Origin of the sequence: Bradyrhizobium sp. 1200_D9_N1_1 (genome assembly GCF_052075915.1) — a bacterium.
Taxonomy (GTDB): domain Bacteria; phylum Pseudomonadota; class Alphaproteobacteria; order Rhizobiales; family Xanthobacteraceae; genus Bradyrhizobium; species Bradyrhizobium diazoefficiens.
Genome location: NZ_CP197226.1, coordinates 7,134,460 through 7,151,526 on the forward strand (window position 1 = coordinate 7,134,460; position 17,067 = coordinate 7,151,526).

18 protein-coding genes are annotated in these 17,067 nt (G+C 64.4%); 9 read left to right on the forward strand and 9 right to left on the reverse strand.

What is annotated here, in order from left to right:
* Window positions 1-50 precede the first annotated feature (50 nt).
* Window positions 51-458, reverse strand: coding sequence for an RT0821/Lpp0805 family surface protein (locus AB5K84_RS34040; protein WP_028175353.1), 408 nt, complete (start codon window positions 456-458; stop codon window positions 51-53).
* 113 nt (window positions 459-571) lie between these two features.
* Here AB5K84_RS34040 and pdxH point away from each other — a divergent pair, with 113 nt between their 5' ends.
* Both pdxH and AB5K84_RS34050 read left to right on the forward strand, forming a co-directional pair.
* A complete protein-coding gene (gene pdxH, locus AB5K84_RS34045; protein WP_011085410.1) occupies window positions 572-1,213 on the forward strand; it encodes a pyridoxamine 5'-phosphate oxidase in 642 nt (213 codons plus the stop codon).
* A 21-nt stretch (window positions 1,214-1,234) separates the two neighbouring features.
* Window positions 1,235-1,987, forward strand: a complete 753-nt coding sequence (locus AB5K84_RS34050) for an SDR family NAD(P)-dependent oxidoreductase (RefSeq protein WP_011085409.1) — start codon at window positions 1,235-1,237, stop codon at window positions 1,985-1,987.
* 182 nt (window positions 1,988-2,169) lie between these two features.
* On the opposite strand, the gene AB5K84_RS34055 is transcribed toward AB5K84_RS34050, so the two are convergent.
* Together AB5K84_RS34055 and AB5K84_RS34060 are read right to left on the reverse strand one after the other, a co-directional pair.
* Window positions 2,170-2,388 (reverse strand): hypothetical protein, encoded by a 219-nt coding sequence (locus AB5K84_RS34055; protein WP_082901028.1) that lies wholly within the window; start codon window positions 2,386-2,388, stop codon window positions 2,170-2,172.
* 185 nt (window positions 2,389-2,573) lie between these two features.
* On the reverse strand, window positions 2,574-3,551 hold the full coding sequence (locus tag AB5K84_RS34060) for a magnesium transporter CorA family protein (protein WP_011085408.1): 978 nt from the start codon (window positions 3,549-3,551) through the stop codon (window positions 2,574-2,576).
* Window positions 3,552-3,888: 337 nt separating this feature from the next.
* Between AB5K84_RS34060 and AB5K84_RS34065 the strand changes: the two genes are divergently transcribed.
* Entirely contained in the window at window positions 3,889-4,575 is a 687-nt protein-coding gene (locus AB5K84_RS34065) for a L,D-transpeptidase (RefSeq protein WP_011085407.1), read from the forward strand.
* A 38-nt stretch (window positions 4,576-4,613) separates the two neighbouring features.
* Here the strand turns inward: AB5K84_RS34065 and AB5K84_RS34070 are convergent, their stop codons facing one another.
* Window positions 4,614-5,693 (reverse strand): extensin family protein, encoded by a 1,080-nt coding sequence (locus tag AB5K84_RS34070; protein WP_011085406.1) that lies wholly within the window; start codon window positions 5,691-5,693, stop codon window positions 4,614-4,616.
* Between the two features lie 65 nt (window positions 5,694-5,758).
* Here AB5K84_RS34070 and AB5K84_RS34075 point away from each other — a divergent pair, with 65 nt between their 5' ends.
* Window positions 5,759-7,387 (forward strand): fatty-acid--CoA ligase, encoded by a 1,629-nt coding sequence (locus tag AB5K84_RS34075; RefSeq protein WP_011085405.1) that lies wholly within the window; start codon window positions 5,759-5,761, stop codon window positions 7,385-7,387.
* A gap of 205 nt (window positions 7,388-7,592) precedes the next feature.
* Window positions 7,593-8,447, forward strand: a complete 855-nt coding sequence (locus tag AB5K84_RS34080) for a DUF1499 domain-containing protein (RefSeq protein WP_011085404.1) — start codon at window positions 7,593-7,595, stop codon at window positions 8,445-8,447.
* Between the two features lie 7 nt (window positions 8,448-8,454).
* Here the strand turns inward: AB5K84_RS34080 and AB5K84_RS34085 are convergent, their stop codons facing one another.
* The 4 genes from AB5K84_RS34085 to AB5K84_RS34100 all read right to left on the reverse strand — a co-directional run bounded on the left by AB5K84_RS34085 (window position 8,455) and on the right by AB5K84_RS34100 (window position 13,911).
* A complete protein-coding gene (locus AB5K84_RS34085; RefSeq protein WP_038965893.1) occupies window positions 8,455-9,378 on the reverse strand; it encodes an MBL fold metallo-hydrolase in 924 nt (307 codons plus the stop codon).
* 189 nt (window positions 9,379-9,567) lie between these two features.
* On the reverse strand, window positions 9,568-10,782 hold the full coding sequence (locus AB5K84_RS34090) for an acyl-CoA dehydrogenase (protein WP_011085402.1): 1,215 nt from the start codon (window positions 10,780-10,782) through the stop codon (window positions 9,568-9,570).
* A 132-nt stretch (window positions 10,783-10,914) separates the two neighbouring features.
* Window positions 10,915-11,991 (reverse strand): 3,4-dihydroxy-2-butanone-4-phosphate synthase, encoded by a 1,077-nt coding sequence (ribB, locus tag AB5K84_RS34095; protein WP_011085401.1) that lies wholly within the window; start codon window positions 11,989-11,991, stop codon window positions 10,915-10,917.
* Window positions 11,992-12,180: 189 nt separating this feature from the next.
* On the reverse strand, window positions 12,181-13,911 hold the full coding sequence (locus tag AB5K84_RS34100) for a cation:proton antiporter (RefSeq protein ID WP_011085400.1): 1,731 nt from the start codon (window positions 13,909-13,911) through the stop codon (window positions 12,181-12,183).
* A gap of 67 nt (window positions 13,912-13,978) precedes the next feature.
* Between AB5K84_RS34100 and AB5K84_RS34105 the strand changes: the two genes are divergently transcribed.
* Together AB5K84_RS34105 and AB5K84_RS34110 are read left to right on the forward strand one after the other, a co-directional pair.
* Window positions 13,979-14,506 carry a DUF3124 domain-containing protein gene (locus AB5K84_RS34105; RefSeq protein WP_038965894.1) on the forward strand — a complete coding sequence of 176 codons (528 nt, stop codon included), beginning with the start codon at window positions 13,979-13,981 and terminating at the stop codon, window positions 14,504-14,506.
* A gap of 88 nt (window positions 14,507-14,594) precedes the next feature.
* Window positions 14,595-15,827 (forward strand): aminotransferase-like domain-containing protein, encoded by a 1,233-nt coding sequence (locus AB5K84_RS34110; RefSeq protein ID WP_011085398.1) that lies wholly within the window; start codon window positions 14,595-14,597, stop codon window positions 15,825-15,827.
* A 7-nt stretch (window positions 15,828-15,834) separates the two neighbouring features.
* On the opposite strand, the gene AB5K84_RS34115 is transcribed toward AB5K84_RS34110, so the two are convergent.
* Complete coding sequence (locus tag AB5K84_RS34115; RefSeq protein WP_028175357.1) at window positions 15,835-16,107, reverse strand: helix-turn-helix domain-containing protein; 273 nt, start codon at window positions 16,105-16,107, stop codon at window positions 15,835-15,837.
* 158 nt (window positions 16,108-16,265) lie between these two features.
* Here AB5K84_RS34115 and AB5K84_RS34120 point away from each other — a divergent pair, with 158 nt between their 5' ends.
* Window positions 16,266-16,718 carry a hypothetical protein gene (locus tag AB5K84_RS34120; RefSeq protein WP_038965896.1) on the forward strand — a complete coding sequence of 151 codons (453 nt, stop codon included), beginning with the start codon at window positions 16,266-16,268 and terminating at the stop codon, window positions 16,716-16,718.
* A 95-nt stretch (window positions 16,719-16,813) separates the two neighbouring features.
* A complete protein-coding gene (locus tag AB5K84_RS34125; RefSeq protein ID WP_028175359.1) occupies window positions 16,814-17,035 on the forward strand; it encodes a hypothetical protein in 222 nt (73 codons plus the stop codon).
* Window positions 17,036-17,067 lie beyond the last annotated feature (32 nt).

A 17,067-nucleotide genomic window follows, 5' to 3' on the forward strand; every position in this document is an offset into this window, starting at 1 on the left:
CCATGTGGGGAGAGAGTGGCATTTTTGCAACTAGGATTGCCGGCCGAATCCTAGCTCCGCCACGGCTTTAGCGTATGAATCTCCCAACGGCCACGGCTGCTTTGGCAGCCGGCGCCCTGGAGCCAGCTTTCGGTATTGCCGTTGACGTAGCTGGCGAGGAAGTCGCGGCACCTGCGGCCATCCTCGGCGGCATAGGATTGCGCGATCGGCGTCACCGAGCCGCGCGCCCCGGTCACCGGATTCTCCCAGTGCTGGCTGGAATCCTTGTCGCCCTTGCTCAGCACGTCGGAGGCGGCGTTGCGGGCGAAGGCAAGATCGGTCTCGGTCGGTGCTGCGTCCTTCGCCGGCCGCGCGATCGAGCCGGTGAGGTCGCTGTCGTCGGCCTTGGCATAGGCGCTGGTGTCGTTGCGCGAAAAGCTGCAGCCGCCGGCGCCGAAGCCGATCAGGACCATCGTCATGACAAGGCCGGACGGCCGGATCGCCGATAGGCCAACGCGTCCCCATGCCCTATATAGGGCGGTAGCGGACAACAACGCGTTTTGGGCCGCGGAACGCAACTCGGACTCCAGACATGACCGACACGACCTCGATGAAACACCAGACACCCTTAACATCCGGTGATTTCACCGCCGCTGACGAGCCTTTTGCGCTGTTCGAGACCTGGCTGAACGAGGCGATCAAGAGCGAGCCGAACGATCCGAATGCCATGGCGCTCGCAACCGTCGACCCGGACGGCTTGCCTGACGTGCGCATGGTGCTGATGAAGGGCTTCGATACCGAGGGTTTTGTCTTCTACAGCCACATCGCGAGCCAGAAGGGCCGTGAACTCGCCGCAAATCCTAAGGCAGCGTTACTTTTTCACTGGAAGTCGCTGCGCCGTCAGGTCCGCATCCGCGGCAACGTGACGCCGGTGACTGACGCCGAGGCCGACGCCTATTTCGCCACCCGCCCCAAGCAGGCGCAGATCGGCGCCTGGGCGAGCAAGCAGTCCGAGGCGCTGGAGAGCCGCTTCGCCTTCGAACAGGCAATCGCAAAAGTCGCGGCCAAATACATCATCGGCGAGGTGCCACGGCCGCCGGGCTGGAGCGGCTGGCGCATCACACCGGTCCGCATCGAGTTCTGGCACGATCGCCCATTCCGTCTGCACGACCGCATCGAATTTCGTCGTGACGCCGCCGGCCAGAAGTGGTCCAAGACGCGGATGTACCCTTAGGCCCCGACCTGAAAGACCTTCATGCCGCATTCGTCAAACGCACCGCGACGCACGCTGCTCCTGACCGGAGCGAGCCGCGGTATCGGCCATGCCACCGTGATCCGCTTCTCCTCGGCGGGCTGGCGCGTCATCACCTGCTCGCGGCATCCCTTCCCGGAGGACTGCCCCTGGGATGCGGGCCCTGAGGACCACATCCAGGTCGACCTCGCCGACCCCAAGGACACGACCCGCGCGATTTCCGAAATCCGCAACCGCCTCGAGGGCGGCATGCTTCATGCGCTGGTCAACAACGCCGCGATCTCGCCGAAGGGCCCGGGCGGCTCCCGGCTCGGTTCGGTCGACACCGACCTCGATACCTGGACGCATGTCTTCCACGTCAACTTCTTCGCGCCTATCATGATGGCGCGCGGACTGATCGAGGAGCTGAAGGCGGCCAGAGGCTCGGTCGTGAACGTCACCTCGATCGCGGGCTCGCGCGTGCATCCCTTCGCAGGCGCAGCCTACGCCACCTCCAAGGCAGCGCTTGCATCCCTGACGCGCGAGATGGCCTCGGACTTCGGCCGCGTCGGCGTCCGCGTCAACGCGATCGCACCGGGCGAGATCGACACCTCGATCCTGTCGCCCGGCACCGAGAAGATCGTGGAGCAGCAGATCCCGATGCACCGGCTCGGCACGCCCGACGAGGTCGCCAAGATCGTCTACGTGCTGTGCACGGACACCTCGTCTTACGTCAATGGCGCCGAGATCCACATCAACGGCGGCCAGCACGTCTAGACCATCCTTTAGCAGTCGTCATTGCGAGCGCAGCGAAGCAATCCAGGCCGCCTCCACGGAGACGGTCTGGATTGGTTCGTCGCTTCGCTTCTCGCAATGACGGAATTGGAAACAGTGCCTAGGGAAGCAGGCGATCCAGACAAAGCCGCCGCAAGACCTGGATCGCCCTTACCTTCCGTTGCTCAATCGAGTCGAATCCGACGTGACCTCTCGCGCGGCCTTGGCGTGGCCGTGTTGAATGCAGTCGAGCAGTCGTCGTCGTTCTCACCATCGAGCAGCGGAGCACCACAGTGCCGGCACATGCGTGCCGACATCGACGACGCCTTGCCGTTCGCCAGGGCCTGACGATAGTTCGCCAGATCGATGACGTTCCGGGGCGACGTTATGTGTTTTTCAACCATGGCTGTTCCTCGCGGCTACGCACTACTTATCGCAGACAAGTTTCGCGCAAACGTTCAGCTCACCGCTCAAATTTTACCGGAGGAATTGGGGCGGCAGCCACGCATCACCGCGACGCCGCAATCCCGCTCTATTCTGCGACACCAACCACCATGTCTCGACGAACGGCGTAAGGTCTCGGTAGGTATCAGAGCCACTTCTTGAGCTTGAAGATCCAGTACGGGACGATGGCCGCGATCAGCATCAGCACCAGTGCCATCGGATAGCCGTGCGCCCATTCGAGTTCCGGCATCGACTTGAAGTTCATGCCGTAGATCGAGGCGATCAGCGTCGGCGGCATCAGGACAACAGCCATGACCGAAAACAGCTTGATGATGTTGTTCTGCTCGAGATTGACGACGCCGAGCATGGCGTCGAGCACGAAGGTAATCTTGCTGGAGAGATAGGAGGCGTGGTCGGTCAGCGAGGAGACGTCGCGCTGCATGGTCTTGAGCTGCTCGCGCATGTCCTTGGACCATTTCACGCCCTCAACCACCGCCGAGAGGAAGGCGACGACGCGGCCGATCGAGACCAGGCTCTCGCGAACCTTGGAGGTCAGATCGCCCTTGCGGCCGATCGAGATCAGGATCTGGGAATATTGCTTGGCGTGGCCGTGGCGCTCGCTCTCGGGCTCGAAGATGTCGTGCGAAACCTGGTCGATCTCGGCGCCGCAGCGCTCCAGAATGTCGGCGCAGCGGTCGATCACGGCGTCCAGCAGTTCCATCAGCACCATCTCGCCGGTGATCGCCGGCGTGCACGAGCGGCCCAGCTTGGCCTCGACCAGGGCGAACGGCTTCGGCAGGTCGTAGCGCACCGTCACCAGGCGGTGGTCGCCGAGGATGAAGGTCACCGCCGTGGTCCGGGGCATGTCGGTATCGGAGTGGCACATCAGCGTCGCGGTCATGTAGCGCGCGCCGTTCTCGATATAGAGGCGGCTGGAGATCTCGATCTCCTGCATGTCTTCCCGGGTCGGGATGGCGATGCCCGCAAGCCGCTCCACCGCCTTGTCCTCGGCCGCACTCGGACTGAAGAGGTCGATCCAGACCGCATTCTCCGGCAACGCCGTGAGATCCTCGATGACGGCCTTCTTGAGGGAGGACTCGGAGGGAACAAACACCGAAAACATGAACAACTCCAGAGAACCTGCGACAGAATGACAGCCTTTAGCGCGATTCTGACAAGTTCATCATGACAAGCACATTAACGGAGCGTTTGCATTTGTGGCGACGCTGTGGCCCAACCGTGACACAGAATCGACAATCCGGCACGCTTTGCCCCAAAACCCGCGTAAACCTGAAAAACTTGCGGCAAAAAAGCCACAGCTGAGGTCTCGCAGCGCGGGAAAAGGCCTTGAGTGCTGGAATTGTGGCAGATTTCAACGATAATGGGATTAACGGAGTCGAGGAAGTTGGGCGCTAAGCTCAGGCTTTCCCGCGCGGTATTGTTTTGATTGGAACCAAATCATGTCGTCGCTGAAAGTTAAGTTGGGGATTTTGGCCGCTGGCCTGATGCTGTCGGGCTGCATGCAGGCCACGCATTTCGAAGCGACCGACACCAAGGCCTTCAAGCCGAAGGACAAGGAACTGCTCGCCAAGGTCCGGTACGAAAACACCCCGGTCGCAGAGCCGTTCCGCCGCGCCATCGTCGAATATCACCGCAAAGAATCGCCCGGCTCGATCGTGGTCGATTCCGACAACCACTACCTCTATTACGTGCTGGATGGCGGCAAGGCGATCCGTTACGGCATCACCGTCGGCGAAGAAGCCATGGCCTGGTCAGGCATCGCCAAGGTCGGCAGCATGACCGAGTGGCCGGCCTGGCATCCGACCCCGGGCGAGATTTCGCGCCTGGGCGTGCCGACCTATGTTGCGCCCGGTCCGGACAATCCGATGGGCTCCCGCGCGATGTATCTCTACTCGGGCGGCAAGGACACGCTGTTCCGCATCCACGGCACCAACCAGCCGGAATATATCGGCGCCTCGATCTCGTCGGGCTGCATCCGTCTGACCAACGAGGACGCGATCGACCTCTATGGCCGCGTCAAGGTCGGCACCATCGTGGTGGTGCTCGAGCCGAAGCACGGCGACTCGCCCTACAATTCGCGCCTGGCGCTCGGTGCCGGCGGAACTGGCCAGGCGGGCAGCTACTGATCGCCTCTCCCGATCTCCGACATTCAAAAGCGCCGGTTTTACCGGCGCTTTTTTGTTGCCGGCTTGGACGGCTGGACCTTGTCGGCCGCCGGCTTGTCCGCAGGCGCGGGGGATTTCTCCGCCGCCTCGTCACCAGCCCCATCCTTTGCCTCAGGCTTGGACGCGACCTCGCGCGGCGGCGCCTCCTCGGGCCGTTCCGCCGGCAGCAGCGGCGCGATCTGCGGCAGGGGATCCCAGACGTTCCACTGGCAGATCCGGTAGTCGTTGCGCCGCTGCGCCAGGTCGAGATGGATATGGTCCTCGTGGTACCAGTCCGAGCCAGGGCCGAGCACGGTGGAAAAGCGCGCGCACACCGAATGCAGCACACGCTCGCGCACGTCACGCGACATGGTGCGATCGGTGAGGCCAATCGACTGCCCGTTGGCGAGCTTGACGGCGCGGACGTCGAGGGCGTTGGCCTTGCCGTGCTCGGACAGCAACGCTCCAACGATGCGATTGCGGCCGCGGCACTCGAAGCTATCGAAATTGTCGAGATCGCTGATGGTCGAGCCGAGACTGGTAGCCAGCGGCACCATGTCCTTGCGCACCCAGTCGGCTATCGCAGACGCCATGGTGCAGCGAAGGATCGCCGCCGGCTTGACCGCCACCTTGCGCTTGTCCGGCAGCACGATGGCCTCCAGCCGCACCAGATCCTCGCCACCGCAGCCGCCGGGGCCGCGGATATCGGGGATGGAGGGTGCAATTGCGATCTCCTCGGTCAGCGCGAGCCGGCAGGCCGAGACCTGCTTCTCGGGCAGCGGCGGCGCCTCGGCCGGCTTGTCGGGGGAAGGCTTGTCCGGGGAAGGCTTGCCGTCGGCCTCCGGTGCGGCCCCGTCCGGTGCTTTGGGGGCCTCCGCGGGGCGAGGTTTCGGTAGCGGGATCTTGGCGGAATGAACCTTCGCGCGCGGCCGTGGTGTACCAAAGCCAAAGATATCGAGCGGCGCAGCATATTTTCGCGCCTCCGCCCGATCCGCGAGCCCAAGCGTCAGCCCCAGCGCGACGGTAACCATTGCCGCGCCGGCGGACATATAGCCGCGACAAGACCATTTGCGGCGAAAGTCCGGCAGGCTAAAACTCATGACAATTCTTTGGCCCAACGCTGAGAGCGATAACGCGTCCAGCGACTTCTCGGAGGAACGTCGGAATGCTTGGTTTGATGCAAGACTGGCCCCTGCTCTGCCACCGGATCATCGAACACGCCGCCAGGATTCATGGCAAGCAGGAGGTCGTCACGCGATCGATCGAGGGACCGATCCATCGCACCACCTACGCCGAGATCCACAAGCGGGCGCTCAAGGTCTCGCAGATGCTGGAGCGCGACGGCATCAAGCTCGGCGACCGCGTCGCAACGATCGCCTGGAACACCTGGCGCCATCTCGAAGCGTGGTACGGCATCATGGGGATCGGCGCCATCTGCCATACCGTCAATCCCCGCCTTTTCCCCGAGCAGATCGCCTGGATCATCAACCATGCGCAGGACCGCATCGTGATGACCGACATCACCTTCGTTCCGATCCTGGAGAAGATCGCCGACAAGCTGCCCAGCGTGGAGCGCTACGTCGTGCTGACCGACAAGGCGCATATGCCCGAGACCACGCTGAAGAATGCGGTGGCCTACGAGGACTGGATTGCGCAGGCCGACGGCAAATTCAAATGGAAGGACTTTGACGAGAACACGGCGGCGGCGATGTGCTACACGTCGGGCACCACCGGCGATCCGAAGGGTGTGCTGTATTCGCATCGCTCCAACGTGCTGCACGCGCTGATGGCGAACAACGTCGATGCGCTCGGCACCAGCGCCTCCGAGACGATGCTGCCGGTGGTGCCCCTGTTCCACGCCAACAGCTGGGGTATCGCCTTCTCCGCGCCCTCGCAGGGCACCAAGCTGGTGATGCCCGGCGCCAAGCTCGACGGCGCTTCGGTCTATGAATTGCTCTCGACCGAGAAGGTGACGCACACCGCCGGCGTGCCCACGGTGTGGCTGATGCTGCTCCAGCACATGACCGCCAACAATCTGAAGCTGCCGCACCTGAAGATGGTGATCTGCGGCGGCTCGGCGATGCCGCGCTCGATGATCAAGGCCTTCCTCGACATGGGCTCGAACGTCCGCCACGCCTGGGGCATGACCGAGATGAGCCCGATCGGCAGCGTCGCGGCGCTGAAGCCGCCGTTCCAGAACGCGACCGGCGATGCGCGGCTCGATGTGCTCCAGATGCAGGGCTACGCGCCCTTCGCAGTCGAGATGAAGATCACCGACGATGCCGGCAAGGAGCTGCCCTGGGACGGCAAGACTTTCGGCCGCCTCAAGGTCTCCGGCCCCGCCGTCGCCAAGGCCTATTATCGGCTCGATGCCAACATCCTCGACGAGGACGGCTTCTTCGACACCGGCGACGTCTCGACCATCGACGAGGACGGCTACATGCGGATCACCGACCGCTCCAAGGACGTAATCAAGTCCGGCGGCGAGTGGATCTCCTCGATCGACCTCGAAAACCTCGCGGTCGGCCATCCGGCCGTGGCGGAGGCCGCCGTGATCGGCGTCTTCCACCCCAAATGGGACGAGCGGCCGCTACTGATCGTGCAGCTCAAGCAGGGCCAGCAGGCCAGCCGTGAGGACATCCTGAAGTACATGGACGGCAAGATCGCCAAATGGTGGATGCCCGACGACGTCGCCTTCGTCGAGGGCATCCCGCACACCGCCACGGGCAAGATCCTGAAGACCGCGCTGCGCGACCAGTTCAAGGATTACCGCTTCCCGAACGCGGCGGCGTAGGACTTACGCGTCATTCCGGGGCGATGCCAACGGCATCGACCCCGGAATCTCGAGATTCCGGGGTCGCCCTTCGGGCGCCCCGGAATGACGGGCAGTAGCAACCCGGTCTCCCTTGAATTTGCCGCCGGGGCGTGGTCTCAACGCCTCCTGTCGTCGCGCCAGATCGGCGCGGCACCGCCTCCAAAACCCCGGCAGAGCTCACCCGATGGCCCGCAGGTTTTCCGCTCCCTACCAGTCGGAGCCCGTGTCCAGCCTCGCCAGCTGGGCGCGCAATCTGGCCGTGTTCGCGGTGGTGGCGGTGGCGGTGTCGATCCTCGTCGTCCGGTTCGGCTTCCTGGAGCCGAAGCCGGCGCTCGCCACCTTCTTCGGCGGCCTCGCCATCGCCGCGCTCTCGATCCTGTTCGGCCTCGCCGGCTTCGCCGCGATCTGGCAGAACGGCTCGCGCGGCATGGCGCGCATCCTGCTCGCCTTCCTGATCGACGGCATGATCCTCGCCTACCCGGCCTATCTCGGCCTGCAATACCGCAAGCTGCCGGCGATCCACGACGTCACGACCGACCCGATCGACCCGCCCCGCTTCGACGCGCTGGCGCGCCTGCGCACCGGTGAAGGCGCCAATACCGCGGTTTATGCCGGCCTCTATTCGGCCGAGCAGCAGCGCCATTTCTATCCCGATATCGAGCCGATCGAGCTCGAGATCCCGGTCGACCGCGCCTATGCGATCGCACTCCAGATCGTCAACAAGCGCAAATGGCTCGTCATCGACGAGCGCGCGCCGCAGCCGCCGCGCCGCATCGGACGCATCGAGGCGGTGGCGCGCACGCCGATCATGGGTTTGCGCGAGGACATTTCCATCAGGGTCGTGCCCGACGGCGACGATTCCCGCGTCGATATCCGCTCCGCCTCGCGGTATTTCGAGAGCGACCTCGGCAGCAACGCCGCCCGCGTCACAAAATTCATCGACGATCTCAACACCGCCGCCGATGCGGACGCGCTGAAGCCGGTGAAGAAGACCCCGGTGACGCCGCCGAAGGCACCGGCGAAGACGGTGAAGAAGTGACGGTGAGCTAGGCTCCCGCCATCCGGTATGTCCCGCCAATCACGGGATCGCCATCCGTCGCCACCACGCCGCGGGCGACCAGATCTTCCAGATGCGCCAGCACGGAATAGCCCGCGGCCGTCGTCAGCCGTGGATCGATGCCGATATAGATCGCACGCACCATGGTCGGGATGTCGGCCTCGCCCTTGGCGAGACGATGCAGGATAGAGGCTTCGCGCGCCTTGCGGTGGCGGATCAGGAAACGCACGAAGCGCGGACCATCCGGTATCTCGGGGCCATGGCCTGAGAAATAGAGATCCTCCTCGCGGGCGGCCAAGCAATCGAGCGATTCCATGTAGTCGATCATCGACCCGTCGGGCGGCGCAACGATCGAGGTCGACCAGCCCATCACGTGGTCACCGACGAAGTTGAATTTTCGCTCGGGCCAGGCGAAGGCGAGATGGTTGGCGGTATGACCCGGCGTCGCCACCGCCTCGAGGCGCCAGCCCGCGCCCTCGACGACGTCGCCATGGGCGATCCTGATATCGGGCGCGAAATCGCGATCGACGCCGGATTCCGGATTGTGCTTCTCGCTCTCGAAGCGCGGGCGCGAGGCGCGGTGCGGGCCCTCGGCATAAACAGGCGCGCCGGTCGCCTGCTTGATCCGCGCCGTGTTCGGCGAATGGTCGCGGTGGGTGTGGGTGACGAAGATGTGGCTCACCGTCTCGCCGCGCACGGCATCGAGCAGCGCAGTCGCATGCGCCGCATCATCAGGACCGGGATCGATGATCGCGACGTTGCCCGTGCCGACGATGTAGCTGACCGTACCGCTGAAGGTGAACGGGCTCGGATTGTTACAGAGCACGCGCCGCACGCCGGGGCGGACTTCCTCGACGACGCCGGCTTTGAGTGGAAAGTTGCGGTTGAACGGGACGTCGTCGTTGTCGGACATGGGACTTCCTGTGCACTGCTGCCCCACCCCTCGCCGTCATACCCCGCGAAAGCGGGGTATCCAGTACGCCGTAGCGTTCGTGGCGAAGGCGAGGTCTCCGGGATACTGGATCGTCCGCTCTAGTGCGCAATTGCGCACAGGGCGGACGATGACAGCCGAGCAAAACAACGGCCACGGAATACGTGGCGACTAGAAAAACGCCTGAATGCCCGTGATGGCGCGGCCCAGGATCAGGGCGTGGACGTCGTGGGTGCCCTCGTAGGTGTTGACCGTCTCGAGGTTATGGACGTGGCGCATCACGTGGTACTCGATCGAGATCCCGTTGCCGCCGTGCATGTCGCGCGCGACGCGGGCGATGTCGAGCGCCTTGCCGCAATTGTTGCGCTTCATGATCGAGATCATCTCGGGGGCGAACTTGCCCTCGTCCATCAGGCGGCCGACGCGAAGCGAGCCCTGGAGGCCGAGCGCGATCTCGGTCTCCATGTCAGCGAGCTTCTTCTGGACGAGCTGGGTCGCGGCCAGCGGCTTGCCGAACTGCTTGCGGTCGAGCGTGTACTGGCGGGCGCGGTGCATGCAGTCCTCGGCCGCGCCCAGCGCGCCCCAGGAAATGCCGTAGCGGGCGCGGTTGAGGCAGCCAAACGGGCCCTTGAGGCCGGAGACGTTGGGCAGCAGCGCGTCTTCCGGAACCACGACACCGTCCATCACGACTTCGCCGGTGATGGAGGCGCGCAAGCTGAGCTTGCCGCCGATCTTCGGCGCGGAGAGGCCCTTCATGCCCTTCTCCAGCACGAAGCCCCGGATCTGGTTGTCATGCGCGGCCGACTTGGCCCAGACCACGAACACGTCGGCGATCGGCGCGTTCGAGATCCACATCTTGCTGCCGGTCAGGCGGTAGCCGTCCGAGACCTTCTCGGCGCGGGTCTTCATCCCGGCCGGATCGGAGCCGGCATCGGGCTCGGTCAGGCCGAAGCAGCCGACCCACTCGCCGCTGGCGAGCTTCGGCAGGTATTTCTTGCGCTGGTTCTCGTCGCCATAGGCGTAGATCGGGTACATCACCAGCGAGGACTGCACCGAGTTCATCGAACGATAGCCGGAATCGACCCGCTCGATCTCCCGCGCGACCAGGCCGTAGGCGACGTAGCTCGCATTGGCGCAGCCATATTCCTCGGGCAGCGTGATGCCGATCAGGCCGAGTTCGCCCATCTCGTTGAAGATCTCGCGATCCGTCGTCTCTTCGAGATAGGCCTTGGTGATACGCGGCAGCAGCTTGTCCTGGGCGTAGGCGCGCGCGGTGTCGCGCACCATGCGCTCGTCTTCGGTAAGCTGCTCGTCGAGCAGGAACGGATCGTCCCACTGGAAAGAAGCCGCAGCCGGCTTGTCCTTGGTCTGAGGGCGCACGCTCATGAAACGTCCTTTCGCGTCTGGTTCCGTCAACAATTGCCCGACAAAGTAAAGCGCCGCGGCAACAAGTTCAATTGCATCCTGGTTTCGATCATTCCGGGCTCGCGCAACGGCGCGCGCCCGGAAACGACGTCGTCAGATTTCGAGCAGCTCGTTGGCGACGATCTCGATGCCGAAGCCCGACAGGCCCTTGTAGTCGTGCACCGAGGAGGTGAGATGCCGGATCGAGGTGACGCCGAGATCGCGCAGGATCTGCGCGCCGACGCCGATCTCTCGCCACTGGCGGTTGCGGTCGGCCTCCGTCGACGTCTCGTCGGGCAGCGGAGCCACCGGCACGCCGGCAGCGCCGTCGCGCAAGTAAACCAGCACGCCACGGCCGGACCTCTCGAAATGCTCGAGCACGGCCGCCATGCGCTTGTGCCCGGTGAAGATGTCCTTGACGATGTTCGGCTTGTGGAAGCGCGTCAGCACGTTCTTGCCGTCGCCGACGCCGTTGTAGACGAAGGCGACGTGGGCGATGGAATCGAACGGCGAACGATAGGCATAGCCCTGCAAGGGGCCGATCGGGCTGTCGGTGACGAAGGTCGAGACCCGCTCGATCAGCTTCTCGCGCACCTGGCGGTAGGCGATCATGTCCGCGATGGTGACGTGCTTGAGCTTGTGCTGGGCGGCGAAGCGGGCGACCTGCTCGCCCTTCATCACGCTGCCGTCGTCGTTCATCAGCTCACTGATGACGCCGACCGGCGGCAGGCCGGAGAGCTTGCAGAGGTCGACGGCGGCCTCGGTATGGCCGGAGCGCAGCAGCACGCCGCCGTCCTTGGCGATCAGCGGGAAGATGTGGCCGGGCCGGGCGAAATCGTTGGCGCCGACATTGGGATTGGACAGCGCGCGGCAGCACGAGGCGCGCTCCTCGGCGGAGATGCCGGTGCCGCCGTCGGGCTTGTAGTCGATCGAGACCGTGAACGCGGTGGTATGCGCGGAATCGTTGTGGGCGACCATGGGATCGAGCCGCAGGCGGCGCGCGTCCTCCGTGGTCACGGGCGCGCAGACGATGCCGGAGGTGTGGCGGATGATGAACGCCATCTTCTCGGCGGTGCAGAGCGAGGCCGCGACGATCAGATCGCCCTCGCCCTCGCGGTCCTCATCGTCGGTGACGACGACGAGCTCGCCCCTGGCAAAGGCCTGCAAGACTTCCTGGACGGTATCGGGCATTTCCCAATCTCTATCGGTTATGGGCCGGAGGCTTAGCCGGACGCCTTAGCCGGACTTGGCCCCAAGCGCTAGTGTCCTGGACGCAACCGCATATGCCAGATGGCCGTCAGGGCGGCGGGTCTCAGGCTTGCACCGAAGATACCAGGGATATAGGCGCACAAACCCCGGAAGGAAGACGGCCGGACGCCGTCAGGGCAGCACCTCTCTCCGCTCGCCGAGCCGCAGGTCGAGCTCGGCGCGCTTATCCGCGAGCAGGCCGGCCTGGGCGGCCTCGATCACGGTAAACAGCTCGTGGGCGTCGCTGAGTCGGGTCACGGTGACGTAACTGGCACCGGCCTCGTAGAGCTCGCCGACATCCGACAAAAGATCGGCCGTAGCCACGATCATGGCGGTCGGGTTGAGGGTGCGGACGTGGCGGACCAGCTTCTCGTTGCTGGCGCCCTTGAGAAGCGCATCCGGCACGCTGAGGATGATCATCTCGGACTTGCCGACGCCGGCATGGAGCAGCGTGTCCGCGCTGCTGATGTCGCCATAGATCACGTGCAGACCGCGTGAAAGCAGGGTCTGGTACACATTGGGGTTGAAATCGACCACCGTGATCTGCTCGAGCAACACCGGCGCCTGCCGTTCGATCTCGGCCAGCAGCGCGCTAGCCGCGCGGAAAAAGCCCAGGATGACGATGCGGCGGGCCTCGCCATGGCCGCCCTCGTGGCCCTCCTCGGCATGGCCGTTGCCGTGATCGAGATCGCGCAGGCCGATCCGCTTCAACGGGCCGATCGCCCAGCGGGCGATCTCGTCGCTGCGCGTCATCACGAAAGTCGAGAGCACGGCCAGCACCACGAAGGCGAAGGAGGCCGCGTTCGCCGTTTCGGCTGCGATGTGGTTGTCGGTGACGCCGGTCTGGATCACGACCAGCGAGAACTCGGAGATCTGCGCGAGGTTCAGGGCCGGCAACAGGCTGGCACGCAGCCCCTGCTTCATCAGGTAGAGCGGCGTGAAGGTCGTGACGAGCCGGCTCACCACCGTGAACGCCGCGATCATCAAGGCAAGCCCGATCACGGAGAGGCCGGGCACGGGAATGGTCATGCCGAGCGCGACGAAGAATAGCGTGATGAAGAAGTCGCGCAGCGTGGTGACCTTGGCGGTGACGTCGAGCGCATAGGGAAAGGTCGAAAGCGAGACGCCGGCGATCAGGGCGCCCATCTCGCGCGACAGCGACAGCCGCTCCGCGGTCTCGGCCACGAGGAAGCACCAGGCGAGCGCGCCGAGCAGGATCAGTTCGGGCCGGCGGGCGATCTGGTGGAACAGGCGCGGCAGCACATAGCGGCTGACCAGCAGCGCGGCGGCGACCAGCACCGCGACGCGGCCGATCGAGAGCAGGATGACGCTCACTTGCAGATTGGCAAGACTCGGCTGCACCGCCAGGAACAGGATGGCGAAGATGTCCTGGAGCACCAGCACGCCGAGCGTGATGCGGCCGGGCAGCGTGTCGAGCTCGCGCTTCTCGTAGAGCACCTTGACGATGATGACGGTGCTCGACAGCGCGCAGGCGATACAGAGATAGACCGCATCGAAATGCCCGCCGCCGAGCGACAGGCCGATGCCGGCGAAAAACAGGACCCCGAGCAGGCAGCCGCCGGGCAGCTGGCCGCCCGCCGCAAACAGGATCACCTTTCCCGCCCGCACGATCTTCTTCAGGTCGATCTCCAGCCCGATCATGAACAGCATGAAGATCAGGCCAAGCTCGGAGATGACGCTGATCGATTCCTGCGATTTGACCCAGCCGGCGCCGAATGGACCTATGCAGAAGCCGGCGATAAGGTAGGCCAGGATCAGCGGTTGCCGGGAGAAATGGGCGAGCAGGCCCAGCATCCAGGCAAACAGGATACAGAGAGTGATGTCGCGAATAAGCTCATGCATGCCAAATTGGTCCGTTTTGCCGCACCCTAGAGACAGGTTGCGCCGCGGCAAGCGAGCAATTCGTCACATGCGGATCGTGCTCTGGCTGATAGCCGTGCTAGCTCCGTTCGCGTTCGCCTTGCCGGCCGCGGCGCAATCCAAGGTCAATATCGAACAAAACTTTGCCGATTCGCTCACTGTGCTGCCGAAAGAGGAGCTCGCCGTCGCCGGCGGGTTCTATGTGCCGGCCTATTCCAGCGTCGCGATGAGCCAGGGCAAGCTGCGCGTCGACTTCTCGGTGACCTTGAGCGTTCACAACGCCTCCGAGAGCCAGCCGCTGGTGGTCAAGCGCATCGCCTATTTCGACACCGCAGGCAAGCAGGTCGAGAGCTATCTGAAAGCGCCGGTGGCCTTGAGGCCCCTCGCCACCGTCTCGATTTTCATTCCGACCGACGACGTGCGCGGCGGGACCGGGGCCAATTTCATTGTCGACTGGGCCGCAACGGGCGATATCGCCGAGCCGGTGGTCGAGGCCTTGATGGTTGGCGGCGTCGCCAATGCGCATTACGCTTTCATCAGCCAGGGCCGTCCGACCCGGACTGCCACAAAGAAGTAGAAGCCGTCCGACCCGGACGGCCAACAAGACGTAAGGCAGGCCGGCGCAAAGCCGGCCGCTCAACAAGAACAACACGAGGAACGCTCCCATGACGTCCAGCTTCGATTTCGCGCCCCTGTTTCCCGCAGGGCTGCCGGCCCCTTCCGCGCGCTGGACGGGCCTTGCCAAATACAGCTTTGTCGGCGGCAACAATGATTCCGAGCAGGTGCCGCTGGATGAGCTGATCGAGGCGGCCAACCTCGCCCTGCAACGCGAGGGCCGATCGCTCGCCACTTACGGTCTGGCGCACGGGCCGCAAGGCTACCTGCCGCTGCGCGAATTCCTCGTAACAAAACTGAAGCGCGATGCCGGCATCAACTGCACGGTCGACGATCTCCTGATCGTCTCGGGCTCGCTCCAGGCGCTCGACCTCGTCAACAATACGCTGCTCGCCCGCGGCGATACCGTGATCTTCGAGCAGGACAGCTATCAGGGCTCGCTGAACCGTCTGGCACGGCTCGGCGTCAACGTAGCAGGCATTCCGCTCGATGCGGACGGCATGCGCATGGACGTGCTGGCCACGACGCTGGCCGACTTGAAGAGCCGCGGCATCCGCCCAAAATACATCTACACTATCCCGACTGTGCAGAACCCGACCGGCAGCATCATGCCGGAGAGCCGCCGCGCCGAGCTGGTGCGGCTCGCGGCCGAGTATGGGGTACCGATCTTCGAGGATGACTGCTATGCCGATCTCGTCTGGTCGGGACAGCGGCCGCCGGCGATTTATGCGATGAGCCCGAACGGCGGCGTGATCCACATCGGTTCGTTCTCGAAATCGATCGCGCCGGCGCTGCGCGTCGGCTTCATCGTCGCGCCCTGGGATGTGATGTCGCGGATGCTGTCGCTGAAGACGGATGCCGGCTCCGGTGCGCTGGAGCAGATGGTGCTGGCGGCCTATTGCAAGCCGCATTTCGCAAGCCACGTGCCGGCCCTGACGAAGACGCTGCGCACCAAGCTCGATACGCTGATGGAAGCCCTCAATGAGCAGTTCGGAACGGCGGCGGAGTTCGAGGAGCCCAAGGGCGGCATCTTCCTGTGGGTGAAGCTGCCCGACCAGGTCGATACGCTGAAGCTCTATCAGGCCGCGCTTGCCGCCGGTGTCTCGATCAATCCGGGGCCGGAATGGTCCACCAGCAAGAGCCATTCCAGCTCACGCCTCAGGCTGTGCTTTGCCAGCCCGACGCATCAGCAGATCCGCGAGGGCGTCGCTGTGCTGGCCGAGGTCTGCCGCAAGGAGTTCGGCGTGCCGGCCCGCAGCGCCAATGTGGAGAAGCGGGCTTAACGCCTCGTCAAGCCGCCTGGGGCTGGCTGCCGTGGATCGCGGAGGCCAGCCGCAGCAACAGGACGATCGAGACGTTGCCCTTGCCGGCCTCGATCTGGGCGATATAGCGCTCGGAAATCCCGGAGCGGCGGGCCAGCTCCCGGCGCGAGAGGTCGCAGCGCGTGCGCGAGGACTTCAAGCGGTCGCCCAGCTCGGCCAGAAACGCGGTCTCCGAATAAGGCGGCACGGCACAGCTCCCCGGCAGCACTTCGCCCGCAAAATCCATGACTTGATTCAGCATTGGTCTATCCACGTTCGCCTTCGGGAGCAGCCATCCTACCCCCGATACGGCCGGCCTCATTGACGCGGATCAAATTCGCGAGCGATCGGCGGCTGGCGTGGACGACCGCGGGCGGGATGCTACACTTTGGAATTCTTCGAGGTGGGGCCTTTCAGGACATGACGCGTTGGTTGAGCCGCTGGACCACGGCGGCGGTGGTGTGGGTCGCGTTCACGTCCACGGCCGGTGCCGAGACGCTTGCGGCGACGGTCGAACAATGGGGCCTGCTCGGCTCATGGGCGGTCGATTGCGCGGCCCGGCCCGACCGCGACAGGGGGGCGCTCCTGACTTACGAGATCCAGAAGGACGGCCGGGTGATGTACCGGCGCAATTTCGGCGAGGCCAAGGACGAGAACGAAGTCGTGTCCGCCACGGTCAACGCCGAGGGCCTGCTCAATGTGATGGTGTACTTTCCATCGCTGCATCAGACCCGCGAGTTCGGGCTGCTGCTGGCCAAGGACGGCAGCCTGCGCGCGATCTACAATCGCAGCGAGCGCGGCGCATATACGATCAGGGACGGCAAATACGTCGCCACGGGCGCGCCGACCCCTGCGCAGCAACGCTGCGATTGAGCATCTGAACATCCGTTCAGAATTCTCTGCCAGTTCCTCCGGAACGTTCGCGCGAATGCGCGGTTCTCATGTGCATTGAGTTGGAGGAGGACATCATGAAGAAGCTTGGTTATGTGGTTGCTGCTCTCGGCGCGCTCGCGATCATTGCACCGACGATGGCGAGTGCCGAAACGGTGGTGATCAGGAACGGCCACCATGGCTACGGTTACGGTGCCCGCGCCGAAATGCGCGAGCATCGTGATCATGGCTGGCATCGCGGCTGGCACCATCGCGATCGTGTCGTCGTGGTCAAGCGCAGCCATCACCACTGGGACTAACGCGCAACGCAACATCGAAATGGCCCCTCGCG

Bases quoted from the DNA above. Each gene is read 5' to 3' on its own strand.
- AB5K84_RS34040 (WP_028175353.1), bottom strand. From the start codon at position 458: ATGACGATGGTCCTGATCGGCTTCGGCGCCGGCGGCTGCAGCTTTTCG.
- pdxH (WP_011085410.1), top strand. From the start codon at position 572: ATGACCGACACGACCTCGATGAAACACCAGACACCCTTAACATCCGGT.
- AB5K84_RS34050 (WP_011085409.1), top strand. From the start codon at position 1,235: ATGCCGCATTCGTCAAACGCACCGCGACGCACGCTGCTCCTGACCGGA.
- AB5K84_RS34055 (WP_082901028.1), bottom strand. From the start codon at position 2,388: ATGGTTGAAAAACACATAACGTCGCCCCGGAACGTCATCGATCTGGCG.
- AB5K84_RS34060 (WP_011085408.1), bottom strand. From the start codon at position 3,551: ATGTTTTCGGTGTTTGTTCCCTCCGAGTCCTCCCTCAAGAAGGCCGTC.
- AB5K84_RS34065 (WP_011085407.1), top strand. From the start codon at position 3,889: ATGTCGTCGCTGAAAGTTAAGTTGGGGATTTTGGCCGCTGGCCTGATG.
- AB5K84_RS34070 (WP_011085406.1), bottom strand. From the start codon at position 5,693: ATGAGTTTTAGCCTGCCGGACTTTCGCCGCAAATGGTCTTGTCGCGGC.
- AB5K84_RS34075 (WP_011085405.1), top strand. From the start codon at position 5,759: ATGCTTGGTTTGATGCAAGACTGGCCCCTGCTCTGCCACCGGATCATC.
- AB5K84_RS34080 (WP_011085404.1), top strand. From the start codon at position 7,593: ATGGCCCGCAGGTTTTCCGCTCCCTACCAGTCGGAGCCCGTGTCCAGC.
- AB5K84_RS34085 (WP_038965893.1), bottom strand. From the start codon at position 9,378: ATGTCCGACAACGACGACGTCCCGTTCAACCGCAACTTTCCACTCAAA.
- AB5K84_RS34090 (WP_011085402.1), bottom strand. From the start codon at position 10,782: ATGAGCGTGCGCCCTCAGACCAAGGACAAGCCGGCTGCGGCTTCTTTC.
- ribB (WP_011085401.1), bottom strand. From the start codon at position 11,991: ATGCCCGATACCGTCCAGGAAGTCTTGCAGGCCTTTGCCAGGGGCGAG.
- AB5K84_RS34100 (WP_011085400.1), bottom strand. From the start codon at position 13,911: ATGCATGAGCTTATTCGCGACATCACTCTCTGTATCCTGTTTGCCTGG.
- AB5K84_RS34105 (WP_038965894.1), top strand. From the start codon at position 13,979: ATGCGGATCGTGCTCTGGCTGATAGCCGTGCTAGCTCCGTTCGCGTTC.
- AB5K84_RS34110 (WP_011085398.1), top strand. From the start codon at position 14,595: ATGACGTCCAGCTTCGATTTCGCGCCCCTGTTTCCCGCAGGGCTGCCG.
- AB5K84_RS34115 (WP_028175357.1), bottom strand. From the start codon at position 16,107: ATGCTGAATCAAGTCATGGATTTTGCGGGCGAAGTGCTGCCGGGGAGC.
- AB5K84_RS34120 (WP_038965896.1), top strand. From the start codon at position 16,266: ATGACGCGTTGGTTGAGCCGCTGGACCACGGCGGCGGTGGTGTGGGTC.
- AB5K84_RS34125 (WP_028175359.1), top strand. From the start codon at position 16,814: ATGAAGAAGCTTGGTTATGTGGTTGCTGCTCTCGGCGCGCTCGCGATC.